This window comes from Neobacillus sp. YIM B06451 (assembly GCF_032667185.1).
Lineage (GTDB): Bacteria > Bacillota > Bacilli > Bacillales > Cytobacillaceae > Bacillus_D.
Genome location: NZ_JAVFKJ010000001.1, coordinates 1 through 15,485, shown reverse-complemented (window position 1 = coordinate 15,485; position 15,485 = coordinate 1). Strand labels below are relative to the sequence as shown.

At 40.9% G+C, this 15,485-nt stretch carries 12 protein-coding genes; 1 reads left to right on the top strand and 11 read right to left on the bottom strand.

Going from position 1 to position 15,485, the window contains the following annotated elements; all coding sequences use genetic code 11:
• Window positions 1–34 precede the first annotated feature (34 nt).
• From fdrA to RB160_RS00015, 10 genes are all read right to left on the bottom strand, one after another.
• The gene (gene fdrA / locus RB160_RS00060; protein WP_316568176.1) at window positions 35–1,780 is read right to left on the bottom strand and encodes an acyl-CoA synthetase FdrA; all 1,746 of its coding nucleotides are present in this window, start codon (window positions 1,778–1,780) and stop codon (window positions 35–37) included.
• 72 nt (window positions 1,781–1,852) lie between these two features.
• Window positions 1,853–1,999, bottom strand: coding sequence for a hypothetical protein (locus RB160_RS00055; protein WP_316568175.1), 147 nt, complete (start codon window positions 1,997–1,999; stop codon window positions 1,853–1,855).
• A gap of 98 nt (window positions 2,000–2,097) precedes the next feature.
• Window positions 2,098–3,147 carry an ureidoglycolate dehydrogenase gene (allD, locus tag RB160_RS00050; protein WP_316568174.1) on the bottom strand — a complete coding sequence of 350 codons (1,050 nt, stop codon included), beginning with the start codon at window positions 3,145–3,147 and terminating at the stop codon, window positions 2,098–2,100.
• A 59-nt stretch (window positions 3,148–3,206) separates the two neighbouring features.
• Window positions 3,207–4,256 (bottom strand): ureidoglycolate dehydrogenase, encoded by a 1,050-nt coding sequence (allD, locus tag RB160_RS00045; RefSeq protein ID WP_316568173.1) that lies wholly within the window; start codon window positions 4,254–4,256, stop codon window positions 3,207–3,209.
• 24 nt (window positions 4,257–4,280) lie between these two features.
• Window positions 4,281–5,045 (bottom strand): (S)-ureidoglycine aminohydrolase, encoded by a 765-nt coding sequence (gene allE, locus RB160_RS00040; RefSeq protein WP_066201913.1) that lies wholly within the window; start codon window positions 5,043–5,045, stop codon window positions 4,281–4,283.
• Window positions 5,046–5,121: 76 nt separating this feature from the next.
• Window positions 5,122–6,384: an allantoate deiminase gene (allC, locus tag RB160_RS00035; RefSeq protein WP_316568172.1), complete on the bottom strand. Its 1,263-nt coding sequence runs from the start codon at window positions 6,382–6,384 to the stop codon at window positions 5,122–5,124.
• A 469-nt stretch (window positions 6,385–6,853) separates the two neighbouring features.
• Window positions 6,854–7,051 carry a hypothetical protein gene (locus RB160_RS00030; protein WP_316568171.1) on the bottom strand — a complete coding sequence of 66 codons (198 nt, stop codon included), beginning with the start codon at window positions 7,049–7,051 and terminating at the stop codon, window positions 6,854–6,856.
• Window positions 7,052–7,065: 14 nt separating this feature from the next.
• On the bottom strand, window positions 7,066–8,682 hold the full coding sequence (locus RB160_RS00025; protein ID WP_316568170.1) for an L-lactate permease: 1,617 nt from the start codon (window positions 8,680–8,682) through the stop codon (window positions 7,066–7,068).
• Window positions 8,683–9,299: 617 nt separating this feature from the next.
• Window positions 9,300–10,970 (bottom strand): PucR family transcriptional regulator, encoded by a 1,671-nt coding sequence (locus RB160_RS00020; RefSeq protein WP_316568169.1) that lies wholly within the window; start codon window positions 10,968–10,970, stop codon window positions 9,300–9,302.
• Between the two features lie 174 nt (window positions 10,971–11,144).
• Complete coding sequence (locus tag RB160_RS00015) at window positions 11,145–12,083, bottom strand: oxamate carbamoyltransferase subunit AllH family protein (protein ID WP_316568168.1); 939 nt, start codon at window positions 12,081–12,083, stop codon at window positions 11,145–11,147.
• A gap of 185 nt (window positions 12,084–12,268) precedes the next feature.
• On the opposite strand from RB160_RS00015, the gene RB160_RS00010 reads away from it, so the two are divergent.
• Window positions 12,269–13,921: a PucR family transcriptional regulator gene (locus RB160_RS00010; RefSeq protein ID WP_316568167.1), complete on the top strand. Its 1,653-nt coding sequence runs from the start codon at window positions 12,269–12,271 to the stop codon at window positions 13,919–13,921.
• 43 nt (window positions 13,922–13,964) lie between these two features.
• Here the strand turns inward: RB160_RS00010 and RB160_RS00005 are convergent, their stop codons facing one another.
• Window positions 13,965–15,317, bottom strand: a complete 1,353-nt coding sequence (locus RB160_RS00005; protein WP_316568166.1) for an allantoinase — start codon at window positions 15,315–15,317, stop codon at window positions 13,965–13,967.
• Window positions 15,318–15,485 lie beyond the last annotated feature (168 nt).

The window sequence follows — 15,485 nt, the reverse complement described above, 5'->3', positions numbered from 1 at the left end:
CCTGATTTTCACGTTAGTGTAATTTACGATTGGATTAACGAAGAACACTTAGGACTTTACGCATTCTCTCGTTACCGCCAGCTACTGGACGCCAATCGAATTGAACAGCCCTACCGCCGTTTTCTGTAATAGCAGTGACGAATTTCTTCAGGCCAACGTTGACAACATTCGGTTTCTCGTTCAATAATTTCTCGATAGCCGAGGAAACGTTGATTTCCGCTTTTGCAGCTGCTTTGCCAGAAACCAATTCTTTATCCTTCTCTTCAATCCGGATATCAAGCATTGCAAGAGCCGTGCGGATCGCTTGGTTATTGCTGTCTCGTAAAATTACACCCGCTTGTTCAAGCTTTGATTTTTGCTCCTGAATGTTTTGTGGGTCTTGCTCCGTACCACATACAGTCGCAACAAAGTAAATGTTTTTGCCGTTTTCACGCGCATTGCTTTGGATTTTTTGAATTGCTGGCAGCAACGCGCCCGCCATGTCCTCATGTGACCCGTAACCAAGTACAACATCAAACAGGATAATCGCTGTAGACTCATCCTCTGCAGCCTTTTGGAAGAATTTCACTCGTGTATCAGGATCGATCATTGGATGTGGCTTTCCTTGAGTATAAATATCGTCACCCAAGTCAGCGACTTCATAACCGTTTGCTTTTAACAAGTAACCTTCCTCATGGGAGTCACTCTTGCCAAGGCCAAGGCCTCTGCTAATAAGGGTCGCTGCTTCATATCCTAACGTACCGCCGGAATAAAGGCCTTTAATCGTTTTTTGTTCTGGTTTCAAGTCAACAGCAGGTACTTCTCCAACAAGTTTGTTGTAGTTTCCTTTTACAGGATTTCCTTTTGCAAGGTCTACCGCAATTGCTGCTGTTTCTTCAAGGGTATTCGCATAGTAGATGTTTCCTTCATGATTGTGTGGCTCTTCACCAAGGAAGATAGCGACAACAGGTTTAGATAGGCTTTGAAGCAATTCAACTACCTGGTCACGGACTTCTTTTGCTGGTGGCTTGGAGACGATTCCAATCACTTCTGTTTGCTTATGTGCTTCAAGTCCTTTAATTGCATCGATCATTGTGATGGCGCCAATCTTATCAGATAGGTCACGGCCGCCTGTTCCGATGGCATGAGTTACTCCGCCGCCAAGCCGGTCGATTTGGACAGTAACTTCCTGAATACCTGTTCCGGAAGCACCAACGAGTCCAATATTTCCTTGCTTAACAACATTCGCAAACGCAAGCGGAACGCCAGACAAAATTTCCGTTCCACAGTCAGGTCCCATTACGAGAAGGCCTTTATCATGGGCTTTCTCTTTGAGGCGGCGCTCATCTTCAATTGAAACGTTGTCGCTGAAGATAAGGACATGCAAATCGTTGTCAAGCGCCCTGTCCGCTTCTTCTGCCGCATATTGCCCAGGTGTTGAAATCAAAGCGATGTTTGCACTTGGTAGAGCCTTAACTGCCTTATCCCATGTACGTACTGTTTCAAATTCTTCTTTACTGCTGCTGATTGCCTGATTGTTTAAGTAGTTATCAACTTCATCAAGTACTTCTTGGATCTTTTCTTCCTGGTCGGTATCAACAACAAGACACATGTCGTTGGCAGCTGCTTTTTCAAGCTCTTCAGTGTAAAGGCCTGAGCTTTTGAAAATATCCTTATTGGCTGGAGTCCCCATCATAATTTGGACCTTGTTGATTCCGTCCATTGTCGAGATTTTATTTGTGAGAAGCATTAAGTTAACAGAATCCTGGTAGGAATTCTCTTTAATAATGGTATATAGCATTGGTTCACGCACCTCTTATTGTAATTTTTCTTTTTGAAAAAAAAGCTGCCTAATTGAGCTATATAGGTTGAATCAAAATTTGTAAACCTTGCGGTTGATTTCCACTCCAGGCACACGCTTTCCGCGGGGCGTCAGTGGAGCCTCCTCGGCGCTAGCGCCTGTGGGGTCTCCACCTTGCCGCTGCATCCCGCTGGAGTCGGTGCCCTCCGCTCCAATCAATTTACATCCTCAAACTAGAATTCATTTCAACCTATATAGAAAATCGCCATGTAAGAAGGGTGGCATCTCGCATGAGACCACCCTTCCTTCTTCTGCTTTTACTTTGCAAAAGGACTTTTATTGTCATAAGCATTGTTGTGGACCACATCGGACTTTAAGTACTCGTATATATGGTCTACTATTTCAATGCCGTCCTCTTCATATTTCTTCTCCCTTTCAGCACTTCTTTGGCCAGGATAAGAAACTTGATCAAAGCCAGGAGCGGGCTTAATGCTATTAAGATCCTTCATCGTCGTTGCAATGCCTTCTTGGAATGCATTGAGGTTTGTGAAAAATTCAGGATTAATAACAATATGTAGCTGTCCAAGGTTCCGATACTCAGTCAGATCATGGTACATTGAAGAAACCTTGTTTCCAAACGGAAGGCCAAGCAATATTCCAGATAAAACATCAACCATCATCATTAGCCCGTAACCCTTTGGACCGGCAATAGGCAATAATGCATTTACTTTAAATGGATCGGTTGTTGGCTCTCCGTTGCTATCGACAGCCCATGTATCAGGAATGGATTCATTTTTCGATCTGGCATGAAGAATTTTTCCCCAGGCCTGTACGGTTGTCGCCATATCGAATGTAATATGCTTGCCGTCCTTCCCTGGTGCAGCAAAAGCAATTGGATTTGTTCCGTAATAAGGCTCCGATCCGCCAAAAGGTACAACCATCGGATCGGACTGGCATACGGAAATCCCAATCAAATTCTCATTGACAGCCTGTTGAACAAAATAGGAAAGCGCACCGCTATGGCCGATTCTCCTGACACCTACCACAGCGACTCCATTTTCCTTGGCCATTTTTATGGCCTCATCCATAGCAAACTTTGCCGCGACATGCCCTGCTCCATTATCACCGTCAAAAACTGCTGTACATGGACCCGTTTTTTCAAACGTAAACTCCGGGTTATTATTGATTCCACCCTTAGCAATTCTTTCGGCATAATATTCCACTCGCATTGCGCCATGAGAGTGAACACCTCTTGCATCAGCATGAGCAAGCACGTCCGCTACTACGCCCGCATGCTCTTCTGTTAATCCAGCCTTCTGGAGCTTTGTTGTGATTAAATCCTTCAATTGCTCTTTAGACAATCTCATTCCTGCTCACCCCTAACGTTGGTTACCCTATCGAGCTTATCTACTACCAATTCTAATAATTATTTAGCAAACGGGTCTTTATGATCATATTGGTTGTTATGAATGACATCCGAGGTTAAATATTCATGGATATCGTCCACGATTTCAATCCCGTTTTCCTTATAATCTGCTATGACAAGATCGTTATTCTGTCCAGGGAAAAGAACCTTTGAAAAACCTGGGGCAGGTTTAATCTGATTCAAGTCTTCCATGGTTTGTGTTATATCTTTCTTGAAGCCGGTTATACCTGTAAAGAATGCTGGATTGATGACAATATGGAGTTGTCCCAATTTCCGGTATTCAGTTAAATCTTCGTACATAGAACTAACTTTATTACCGAATGGGAGTCCTAACAGTATTCCAGACAGCACATCAACCATCATTGCAAGACCGTAGCCCTTAGGCCCGGCAATTGGCAATAATGCGTTCACACTGAACGGATCAGTCGTTGGTTGTCCGTTTTTATCTACAGCCCATGTTTCGGGAATCGATTCATTCTTTGATCTGGCATGAAGAATTTTCCCCCACGCCTGGACAGTTGTCGCCATGTCCAAAGTAATCTTCCTGCCGTCGCTGCTTGGAGCGGCAAAGGCAATTGGGTTCGTGCCATAATAAGGCTCAGCACCACCGAATGGAACAACCATTGGATCGGATTGGCATACGGAAATACCAATCATATCTTGGTCCGCTGCTTGGTGAGTAAAATAGGATATTGCTCCGCTATGGGAAATATCTCTAACCCCAACGATCGCAGCGCCATTTTCTTTTGCCATTTTGATTGCTTCGTCCATAGCCAGCTTTGCGGCAGCATGGCCATTCCCGCCATCGCCATGGAAGATGCCCGTACTTGGGCCGGTTTTCTCGAACTTAAAGTCAGGATTTGTATTAATCCCGCCCTTTGCGATTCTTTCAGCATAGTACTCCACACGCATGGCTCCGTGGGAATGAATCCCTCTTTCATCTGCAAAAACAAGAACGTCAGCGGCTATTTCGGCGTGGTCCTCGTTTAGGCCGGCTTTGTGAAGCTTATTTTGGATTAGACTTTTCAAGTCCTCTCTAGATAATCTCATGGTGACACCTCTTCGTTGGGAATATTATAATGATGCATCCCGATTACAATCTTTTGAGTAAACATATGTTAATGGTTCTCTTCCAACCGCATAAGCAGCCTGATGGACATAAGGGCCCATAAAGATGTAATCGCCTTTTTTAACCGGAATCCATTCGTTATCAAGATTATACATACCTTCTCCGGACAGCAGGTACGCACCATGCTCTTGGACATGTGTTTCAATAAATGGATGGCTTGCTGCTGGGTCGAATGATAGGATGTGGAAGTTCATATCAAAATCGAGGTCCATCGGCAATAGGTCTTTGATGTGAACGTTATGCATTTCATCGTAATCCCTATATTCAATATCATTCGCATGGCCGGAAACAACCCATGGCTTACGGCCTTCTAGTGGCTTATATTTTTGTTTGTACAAGAATAGGCGGGAATCGCCGGATTCAACATTTTCCAAATACATTTTCACTCCTGGCGGGCAATAGAGATAGCCGCTTTCCTGCAATATGTACTCCTTGCCATCGGCAGTTGCCTTCACTTTTCCACCTAGGACGTAGACAAAAGACTCAACATCTTCCTGTCCACAAAAACCTTCGCTATTTTTGCCTCCTTCGTGCATTGTGATGATATAATCCACGAAGCTTGCACCCAATTTCGGTGAACCCAAAATGGACATTGTGCAATTTTCAAAACCAGGGACAACGTTATTAACTAGGCCCTCTGGTGCAATAAGAGCATATTTGCCGTGTTTAATAATTGACCTGCTTGAAAGTAAATCCTTTGGATAACCCATCTTTACATTCTCCTTTTTACAAATAGTTTTATAAAATGGTTTAAAACCTTTAATAACTAGTTGCGTTGCACATTGATTACTCTTTGTACCCCAATTCATAAAGGGCGCCAATCAGTGCTTTGACACCTTCCGCCAAATCAGCGGGCTCTGTAAATTCCGCCGGATTGTGGCTAATTCCCTTTAGGCTTGGCACAAAAAGCATGGCTGTAGGCACAACCGGTGCAAAAATTTGTGAGTCATGTCCTGCGCCACTGTGCATTAGCTTATAATTGAGGCCATTTTCTTTACATTGTTTTTCAATAAGTTCCACAACCGTTGGATCCATTGGGACCGGATCCGCATCCATCCACATATCGATTGCTGTTTCAACTTCATGCTCTTTTGAAATGTCATTCATTCTGGCAGTCATTTTTTCCGTGAAGGACACAATCGCTTCTTTATCCGTATGGCGAACATCAATGGTGAAAATAGCCTTTCCCGGAACGACGTTTACAATGTTTGGCTGAACCTCGATTTTACCAACTGTTGCGACAAGCGGATCCCCAGCTTCCTTTGCCATGGAGACAATTTCAACAATCATCTGGCTTGCTGCAAAGACCGCGTCTTTTCTATAGCCCATGGGCGTTGTCCCAGCATGGTTAGCCTGGCCTGTGATTTCAACAGTGTAGCGCCTTTGGCCAACAATACTATGGACAACCCCAACTGATTTCTTTTCAGTTTCCAGGACATTCCCTTGTTCAACATGAACTTCGACGAAAGCTTTTAAGTCATTGCGCGGCCCTTTTGATTCGTCCTTGAAACCAAACCCGGCATCAGACATTGCTTTGACAAATGGAACACCATCAAAATCTGTTATGGTTTCGACATCTTCACGTTTTGCTAACCCAACAATGTTTTTAGAACCCCAAAACGTGTAAGGGAAACGGCTACCTTCTTCTTCAGCCATTGAAACGACTTCAATGTTGCGCAGTGGTTGGCCAAACTGTTCTTTCAAGTATTTTAGTGCCAATATACCAGCGACGATCCCATATGCCCCATCGTATCGGCCGCCATTTTTAACTGTATCGACATGCGAGCCAGTCAAGATTGTTTCGTCCGTGTTTTTTCCTTTTAATTTACCGAATAGATTTCCGACCTCATCAAAGTGAGCTTCAAGGCCTTCGTTTTCCATCCATTCTTTCAGGGCATTTTGGCCCTCGACCCATTCTTTTGAATAAAGCAGACGTGATACTCCACCTTCGAAATCCGCCCCGAAGCTACCTAGCCATTCAAGCTTTTGGGCCGTTTCTTCAGCCAGTGCTTCAAGCTGTTTCCCGGTTGCTTTTAGTATGTTACCCAACTTCCATCTACCTTTCCTCATTATGTAAAATAGTTCAATTTAGAAACTGTTTTCAAAACATCCCTCTTATTGTTCCAACTAACGCTAATACTAACCGCACGGACAAACATAGATCCATTTGAATGCCAGTTTCTTGCCACCTATAATTGTAAGCGTATTGAACGGGATAGTCTTTATGATGAATGGATAAAGATGATTCATCGCTTTTATCCTAAATAGATAAAAGGGTGCGTGGCTGGTAATAGGTTTCCACGATTTATCTGCAATGGATAAAATAGAGCAGGCGCATAAAGTTATTCATGCGCCTCTCACTAATCCATTCGTCCGATCATAGTTTGCGGCTCTTTATGTTGAGCACCGCATGTTGTGATTTTTTGTTTTTTACATTGACTTAGGAGATTCGGATACAAAAGGAAAGCCTAGCTTTCACTGTCCTAGTTTTCGAGGATGCTTACCCCTTTGGTTGTTCTTATTTCGGGCTTTTTTTTGCATGCCTAAACCCTATGACTGGAACAGCCAACATTCCCCCAAGCATCAAGACGATACCTATCATCAACACCCCGTTATTACCCTGAGTTCCTCCTGAATATAGAAACAGGAAGGAAAACAGCGTAACAAGTGTGGCAATTGTTTGTTGTCCAATTTTAGTTGAAAAAAATTCTCTCATATCTTATCACCACTTTAAATAAACTGTGTAGCAATCGTTAGTATTATCCCCATCAAAATCGCGATAATGATAACAAAAGGCAATATCTTTTTTAAGACAAGTCCTTCTTGGCCTAGAATTCCGGCTGTTGTTGTCCCAAGGATGATTTTACTTGGTGAAAAAACGGAACCAAGCGCCCCACCAGCTGTATGAGACCCCAATATTGCAGCTTCATTTATATTCAAAAGCTGTGAAGTCGCCTGTTGGAACCCACCTAATAAAATATTCGAGGACATATTACTTGAAGTCATAAATGATCCAAGAACGCCAATAGCTGGTGCCAACATTACGTAAGTCTGGCCCATCACTCCGGCAGTTCCCATGGCAAGTTCGGTTGTTTGGCCAGATCCGCCCATGATCTTGGACATTATAATCAGTCCGATTACGGCAATCGTAGAGGGAATCGATTTTTCGATTGTTCTCCTCACAGCCCGTGTTCCTCCGCCTTTTTCGATTTTTCCTTTACTCTTGAAATAGACAAAACCGATGATTGCGGCAAGAAGCAGAAATAACCCTGAATTCGTTAATGGCATAACAGGCGAATAGAGGTCATAAGCATGGTTCACCACGCCATATCCAGTCGATGTCTCAGGATAGCTAAGGCCTAACTGCCACTGATTTAAAAACTCTTTTAGTGGATTGACCAGTAAGACCAGCAACGTAATAGCGGTTAATACGTAAAAAGGGAAAAAAGCTTGATTCATTGTAAGTAAGCCTTTTGTATCCGATTCGTCTTGTTGCTTGTTTCCCTCTTCTTGGCCAAGCATCATTTTACTATCCTGAATACTCCATGAATTTCTGTACATTTTAAGTTTGCCTATGAAAAGAATAGCTACAAGTGACAGCAATGATGGAATAAATGCAGCTAATGAAGGATTTGCCTGTGAAAGAACCATTTGTCCTCCACCTTGGATGAGCGAAATGATCAATACTGCTGGAAGTCCTTTCCTAACAGCTTCCATTCGGCCATAGACCCAGCTAATCATAATTCCTGTAGCAATATTGATTATCCAAATGAATAAAGAAGCCCAAATAGCAGCTTCCACTAAAGTGGAACCTTGAAGGCCTGTTTGGGCAACTAGCGCATCCCAAGCTACAGCAAGAGTTCCAAACGTATTCCCCCAAGCCTGCCCTAATAAAGAAATAACTACAGCCCATAGAGGCCTTACTCCGAGCCCGACTAATAATGGAGCACAGACTGCAATAGGTACCCCAAAACCAGTGATACCCTGTAAAAAGCTAGCAAACACCCAACCGATAGCGAAAATTTGAAGTAGTTGGTTTGAAGTAAACTTTTTTAATCCGATCCGGATAGAATCGAATGCTTTTGCCTCGGTGGTTACTTCATATATCAGAATCGCAGGCAAAATAATCGCGATAACTGTAAGTGAAGTCCATATCCCTTTTGCACTTTCCAATCCAATCAATTGAAGATCGGATTTATAAAAAACGATGGAAATGATAAATGACGCCAATAGTCCAATTGGTGCCGCTTCGGCAGCTCCCCACTGGAATTTAATCATTAGTACGATAAGTATTGCTATAGGTAAGACCGCCATTACCCACATCAATATATTCACAGGTAATTCCATTTCCTGTTCTCCTCCTTCTATATGGCATAAAATAAAACTTCAAACGGTGGAGGTATTTTCACCTCCACGGATTCGTAGAAATTTCACTCCAAACGGAAAACAATTACTTTTTTAGGATAACTGTTTGCTCACAAATTATAATGTACAACTTTCTCATGTTTCTTTCAATTTGCAAAGTGGACAAAAACACCATTAATTTTAGTGCACTATATACAATGAAGATGACGAATAGTTCCAAAAAAAACAATGTTCCATAGACTTATGATGTAAAGAGAGTCCTAAGATTATCCACTCGTCTGGAAACACGAAAAAATAGTAAGCCTTTGCTTGCTTACTATTTAATCTTCCTTCAATTCTCTTTAAATATCTCTACATTAAGTCGTTTAGAGGAAACCCGGATGTTTGGCAAGATTATCCGGGGGTTCGGCAAGATTATCCGGGGGTTTGGCATTATTATCCGGGGTTTGGCAAGATTATCCGGGTGTTCGGCAAAATTATCCGGGTGTTCGGCAAGATTACCCTGGTGTTCGGCTTTATTACCCGGGTGTTCGGCAAGATTATCCGGGGATCCGGCTTTATTACCCGGGTGTTCGGCATAATTATCAATTTAGGCGAATTCAGTCTTTATACATTTTTTTTCGTTCTAGAAGATCGATAATTTTTAGTCCTACTTGTACGGATAACAGTTCCTCCGAATCATCAAAATTCATTCCAGTTATTTCTTTAATTCTTTCTAAACGATAAACCGCGGTTTTATGGTGTATATAGAGAAGCTGAGATACTTTAGTAGCATTTTGGTTACACTCTAAAAAGATTTTTAATGTTTCCAACAAATCATTTTTATTCGACTGCGGGTAACTCAATAACTTGTTGAGAGAAGGCGGGATGAACGTCTGTAAAAGGGCTGGATCATCAAATTCGCAAAGAAGCCTATAAATCCCTAATTCAGAATACGCTGTAATGGCTTCCTTTCCATTTAAAATCTCTCCAAGTTCCAGCGCTTCTTGAGCCTTTTTATAACTTTCGCCAACCTTGAGTATTCCATTTGCTAAATTCCCCAAACCAACTTGAACAACGATCTGGTTGTGTTGTTTTTTTAGAGATTGTTGAATTTTTGCTGCCGTTTCTTTTATTTTATCCATCCATACATAATTATTTTTTTCATCCTCTTCTATTTTCCAAAGTATCACCACTAAGCCGCTTTTACTGCCTACAATACAATTTGGCAAGTGCTTGTGAATTGCCTCATAAAGCAATGTCTCATTTCGATTTGACATCCCACGCTTAATCTGTTTCTTTGAAAGCGGCCCATTATTTTTGCTAATTTTGAACAAAACCGCCACAAATGAACCTTCTATATCCCAGCCAATTAAATTGGCATTCTGGAAAAAGGCGGTAGATCGAATTTTCCCCTCAATTAACTCTTCTAATAAATCATTTTTAAATCTTTTATCCACTTCCGCTACCGCAAATTGTTTCACTAATTCAAGCGAGAGCGCGGTTGCGGCATTTTCGACAGCAATAAAATCGAGCTCTTCTAGAGGTTTATTCATTTCACTTATTAATAAATATGTTTTGATATTGTTAACTGTTTCAATTGGAACGACTATTTGGTAGCCCTTTTGCCCATCCAATTCTGGATATTTTACAATTTGCCGGTAGTGGGGAAACTTTATTTCCTCCGTTTGATCATAATAAGGGATTTTTTCGACAATTTGGAATCTGGTTATCGATGATTCGGTTGAGGTAATACAATGGAAGTTACGGTCAAATAAAGCAACAGAATTCCCAATTAATCCTTCCAATGTCTCAATTATTTTTTCCGGGCCTTCGTCGGCTAAAGATAATGCAGTAAACTTATCATGGATATTTTTATAGTATTGAAGCTTCTTTACTTGATTATTCACTATCTCCCCCATGACTGGGTACATGACATCTATATAAGGGACCTCTTTTGGCAGCTGGAGGATTGGCAGCCCATTCTTTTCTCCCGTTCTAATTATTATCTCCGGGATCCCATCCACGAAACGGAGGTTTTTAATCAATAGGGCACTTACTCCCTTATCCGCTAACCGATTAATGAATTGCTCTTGTTGGTCATCATTAAAATTTCGGATGGGGTAAAGACTGGTTAAAATTAATTCCCCTCCTTTTAACCAGTCTGTAATATCAGGCGCTTCCATGATCGTTGCCCCAGTTATCACTTTATTCAAATTGTTTTTCCCGCTGAGAATTACAGCATCTTTCAGGGATGCGACCTTCAACAAATCTTTTACTTTAAATTCCATGAGCATTACGAACCTTTCTGCATGTAATTAAGTCTTTTTAACAAAAAAGGACTAAGAGATAAACTCAAAGTCCTTTTTACCTCCTGTGGATGAAGGATAATCTGCCTTTTTACGTAATGACCATTTTTATAAACAGTTTTACCATTTATAATCCTTAGCATGGCTTTTCCTTCATTAAATATAATCAACCGTGGCTTTTATTCCTACCAACATCCCTATTATTGTATCTGCCCCGGATGTATGGCCTATTTTTCGCATGTCTTCAAGAGCAGCCAAAAACTCTGGCCCACGTGGTTTATCCATGACATAACACATCCGAATAAGATATGAGTGAAATTTACTCTCAGTTGCATATAAAAGGTATTCTAACGCGATATGCGTTGTCCTCTTCCTGCCATTTTCCACCAAATAGGATTTCAACTGCTGCTGAAAAGCTTTATTTGTTCCATTTAATGCAGAAAGGATCGCACAAATTCCTGTGATGACATCGTCCCCACTTGGAGTAAGCCCCAGGCCCCTTCCGATCCAATAATTAAAGACGGTTTCGGCTACTGCCGTTTCTTCGCCATGGGCAAGCTTTTTTAAGTTGTCCAATTCCTTCAGAATCAGATTATCCTTTTGGTCAAATATAGGGTCTAGCAAATACTTGATTAACATCCTTTTATCATCGTTGTTTTCTGCCAGGCCTGTTTGCCAATAATCATCGAGCAGCGTGTCGGCAACAAATAGAAAGTTCTCTTTTAAGAGATGAGGATTATAATAATGCCCATCAAGCGTATGATTTGTCACTTCTGCCTGTTCTAACGAAATGGAAGCTCCTTCAGAAAAAACGATCGTTTTTGATGGCACATCCCAAGCTACTTCCTGTTTATTGCTTATCTTCATGATAAGCTGCTGTACATCATGACGAACCAAACCAATACTGAATGGAGATAACCCGTTTTCGACAGGACCAACATGGACTAAATAATTATCAAAAGCTAAGTTAAAACTATTGTTAAAAATACTATGGACATAGCCATTAGGATTACTTTTTAGGATTTTATATATTTCATCACTGAAAGCGCGAGCAGGCCAGCAATTCTCTTTATATTTCCTTTGCACTAAATTCATCACCAATTCACCCCGCACTAAATAGTTCCTTGAAGAAATTGCTATAAACATTTTGTTTTACCTTATATACAAGTGTAAGGTACAATAGGACTACTGTCATTGTTCAAAGTAACTAAAATTTACTTGCTTTTTGTATATATTTTACGTAAAACCACGAATTAATCGGTAGTAAATGAGGGATAATCATGAAAACAATCAATGATTTATTTATTTTAGAAGGTATGAAAGAGAGTGTGGTCCTCGCTGGCCACAGAGGGCTTACACGAAATGTTCAATTCGTTAACATATCAGATACACCCGATGTTACCAAATTTTTAGACAGCAATCATTTACTTCTCACAACAGGGTATGCGTTTAAAGACGATATACAGCTAATGTGTGAGTTGATAAAACAAATGCATGCGTTAAATTGTTCGGGAATGGTCATTAAAATTAATCGATTTTTAAATGAATTGCCAACGGAAGTTAAATTGCTTGCCGATGACTTGGCTTTTCCAATTATAGATTTACCTACAAAACATACTTTAGGTGAAGTATCCCGCCACATTTTGAATTACTTAAATGATGACGAAACTGAGCAACTTTATTATGCCCTGCATGTTCAAAAAGAGTTTTCCAAAATGATGATAAAAGGATACAGCCTGAATGCACTGATTGAACAATTAGGACATTTTTTGTCCCGCCCAACTCTTTTATTAAATCACAGAGGAGAAAAAATCGCCTCTAGCCATGATTTTGGAATGGAATCGATGAAAAATGTCGAAAGGGAAATCATTCAAAAAGTTAAAGAAGATTTAGTCGCTGCCCGGCAAGGCATGACATTTACGATCCCTCTACGAGACCATCAATCCATCTCTACATTTCCAGTACAAACCAAACGGCTATATCCCAGTATGTTGGTTATCTTTGATTCTTTAACCTTGCCCTATCCCTCTTCACAAATGGCGATTGAACAGGCTGGGAACGTCATTTCATTTACAATTATCAAAGAACAAGCTATCGAAGAAAATTCGAGATTATTAAAAAATAATTTCTTTGATGAGTTAATTGAAATGAGGATTAACTCTGAGGAAGAGATTTTAAGCCGTGGAAATTATTACGGATTGAAAGAAAACATGGATAATATTTGCATGATTTGCACCATTGACCAAAAAGGGCAGAATTACGAGTCATTGCAATTGTATGAAAAAAAGGTCGGAGAATTATACAATAGTATTTACGATCAGCTTGAGGACGAAATCGTTCATAATAATATTGAAGCAATTTTATTTACAAAAGAAAAATATTTTGTCATGATTCTCCAATTCCCCAAATTTGGCGAAACGGATTTGAATAATCTAACCAGATTTATTGAGAATTGCCAAACCAACTTGCAGGTTGATTATTCCATTTCCTTCGGAGTGAGCAATCCAGTCTTCTCAATAAAAGACATTTCTACTGCCTATCACGAAGCGGTGGAAGCATTAATGACTGGATATGAAATGAACAAGCTAGGATTCATAAATTTCTATAAACCGAAAGAGCTTGAAGAATTACTAAGCGCCGTTCCTAAAAAGGATTTAAAAGCACTTTACGAAAATACATTAAAGTCACTTGCATATCCAAAAACAAAAGAAGAACAGGAGTTAGTTAAAACCATACAAGTTTACCTTGATTCCCAATGTGAAATTTCCGAAACATCAAGGAGATTGTATATCCATAGAAATACGGTTAAGTACCGTATTGAGAAAACAGAAGAAATGCTAAACTGTTCTTTTCGTGATCCAGCAGATTCACTGAGAATCCGTGTTGCTCTAGTAATCGGAACCATCCTTAAAGAAGATGAAAACCAAGAGTAAAAAAAAACCAAAACCCTCATATATCGGGTTTTGGTTTTTTTACTTATGCTTTAACTTCTTCTTTTCCATCAACAATAATTTTTTCGTTATCAAAGACAATTTCGCCATTGACAATCGTTGTTTTGACTTTACCTTTAAATGTCATGCCAACATACGGTGAGTGCTTATGGCGGTAGAACAAATCTTCATTCTTTAGCTCAAAGCTTTCGTTTAGGTTAACAATGGCCAAGTCAGCATCGTAGCCTTCCGCGATTGTTCCTTTCGTTGTCAGCCCGAACAGTTTTGCCGGATTTGTCGCAGTCAGTTCAACGATTTTTTCTAATGGAAGATTCCGTTTAAAGTGTCCCTCAGTCAATAGAATATTCAAAGTGGACTGAGCACCGGAGATTCCTCCCCAGCCTTCAAAATAGTTGTCTGTTATTTTTTTCATGGAAGCCGGAGCGGGTGAATGGTCGGAACCGATCACAGTGATTTCACCGTTAGCAACAGCCGCCCAAAGATCTTCTACTTCTTCTTCATCCCTTAACGGAGGAGCGCATTTCGCCAAAGCTCCTTTTTCTTCCAAATCCTTAACAGTCAAAGATAGGTAGTGCGGGCATGTTTCGACTGTTACATCTACACCCCTTTGTTGAGCTTCTTTGATAACTTCGACTACTTTTCGGCTGCTCGCATGCACGATATGGAGTTTACATCCAGTTGCTTCAGCATAAGAGATTACCCTTCTGACCGCTTCAATTTCTGAAATAATCGGCCGGGATTCAACATAATCTCGTGCAGTGATTCTGCCTTGGCTTTGCTTTTCTTGTGCGATTTGATTAGTAATAACCGTGCTTTCCGCATGAACAGCTAATAGGGAGCCAAAGGATGCAATTTCTTTCATGCCCTTATAGAGTGTTTCATCATCAACATTGTCGAAATCAGCAATCCCGCTTGGTGACATGAATGCCTTGAATCCAATGACGCCATTCTCATGAAGTTCCTTAAGATCAGCAATGTTTTCCGGCACTAGCCCACCCCAGAAACGCGGATTAACAATCGACTTTTTATCTGCAGCTGAGCTTTTCAGCTCCAAATTAGCCTTGTTAATGGTTGGTGGCGTACTGTTCAGCGGCATATCAAAGAATGTCGTTACACCGCCTGCAGCGAGGCTTCTGCTACCAGTTTCAAGCCCTTCCCATTCGGTTCTGCCCGGTTCATTAAAATGGACGTGAGAGTCAATTAAACCAGGCAGGATATGAAGCCCTTCAGCATTAATCTCTTTAACTGCTGTTGCCTCCAGGGGTTTGCCCACGGATACTTCTTTAATCTTCCCATCCTTTATGGCGATATCGCCCTGGACGGTTGACTCCGATGTGACAATACTCCCGTTTCTAATAATTAATTCGTATGAAGCCATGTTTCATACCTCCTGCCATTTAGTAACCCTTTGCCATTGCCAATCGCTGACAATGGCAAAGCGGTTAAATGTTACGTTTTTAAAATCAATTATTTAGCAGAAATCAGCTTTCCTACAGGGTTACCAACAATGCCTTTTTCCAAATCGAAAACGACATTCCCGCGCACG

Coding starts and splice junctions, on each gene's coding strand:
- fdrA (WP_316568176.1), bottom strand. CDS start 1,780: ATGCTATATACCATTATTAAAGAGAATTCCTACCAGGATTCTGTTAAC.
- allD (WP_316568174.1), bottom strand. CDS start 3,147: ATGAGATTGTCTAAAGAGCAATTGAAGGATTTAATCACAACAAAGCTC.
- allD (WP_316568173.1), bottom strand. CDS start 4,256: ATGAGATTATCTAGAGAGGACTTGAAAAGTCTAATCCAAAATAAGCTT.
- allE (WP_066201913.1), bottom strand. CDS start 5,045: ATGGGTTATCCAAAGGATTTACTTTCAAGCAGGTCAATTATTAAACAC.
- RB160_RS00030 (WP_316568171.1), bottom strand. CDS start 7,051: ATGAGAGAATTTTTTTCAACTAAAATTGGACAACAAACAATTGCCACA.
- RB160_RS00025 (WP_316568170.1), bottom strand. CDS start 8,682: ATGGAATTACCTGTGAATATATTGATGTGGGTAATGGCGGTCTTACCT.
- RB160_RS00020 (WP_316568169.1), bottom strand. CDS start 10,970: ATGGAATTTAAAGTAAAAGATTTGTTGAAGGTCGCATCCCTGAAAGAT.
- RB160_RS00015 (WP_316568168.1), bottom strand. CDS start 12,083: ATGAATTTAGTGCAAAGGAAATATAAAGAGAATTGCTGGCCTGCTCGC.
- RB160_RS00010 (WP_316568167.1), top strand. CDS start 12,269: ATGAAAACAATCAATGATTTATTTATTTTAGAAGGTATGAAAGAGAGT.
- RB160_RS00005 (WP_316568166.1), bottom strand. CDS start 15,317: ATGGCTTCATACGAATTAATTATTAGAAACGGGAGTATTGTCACATCG.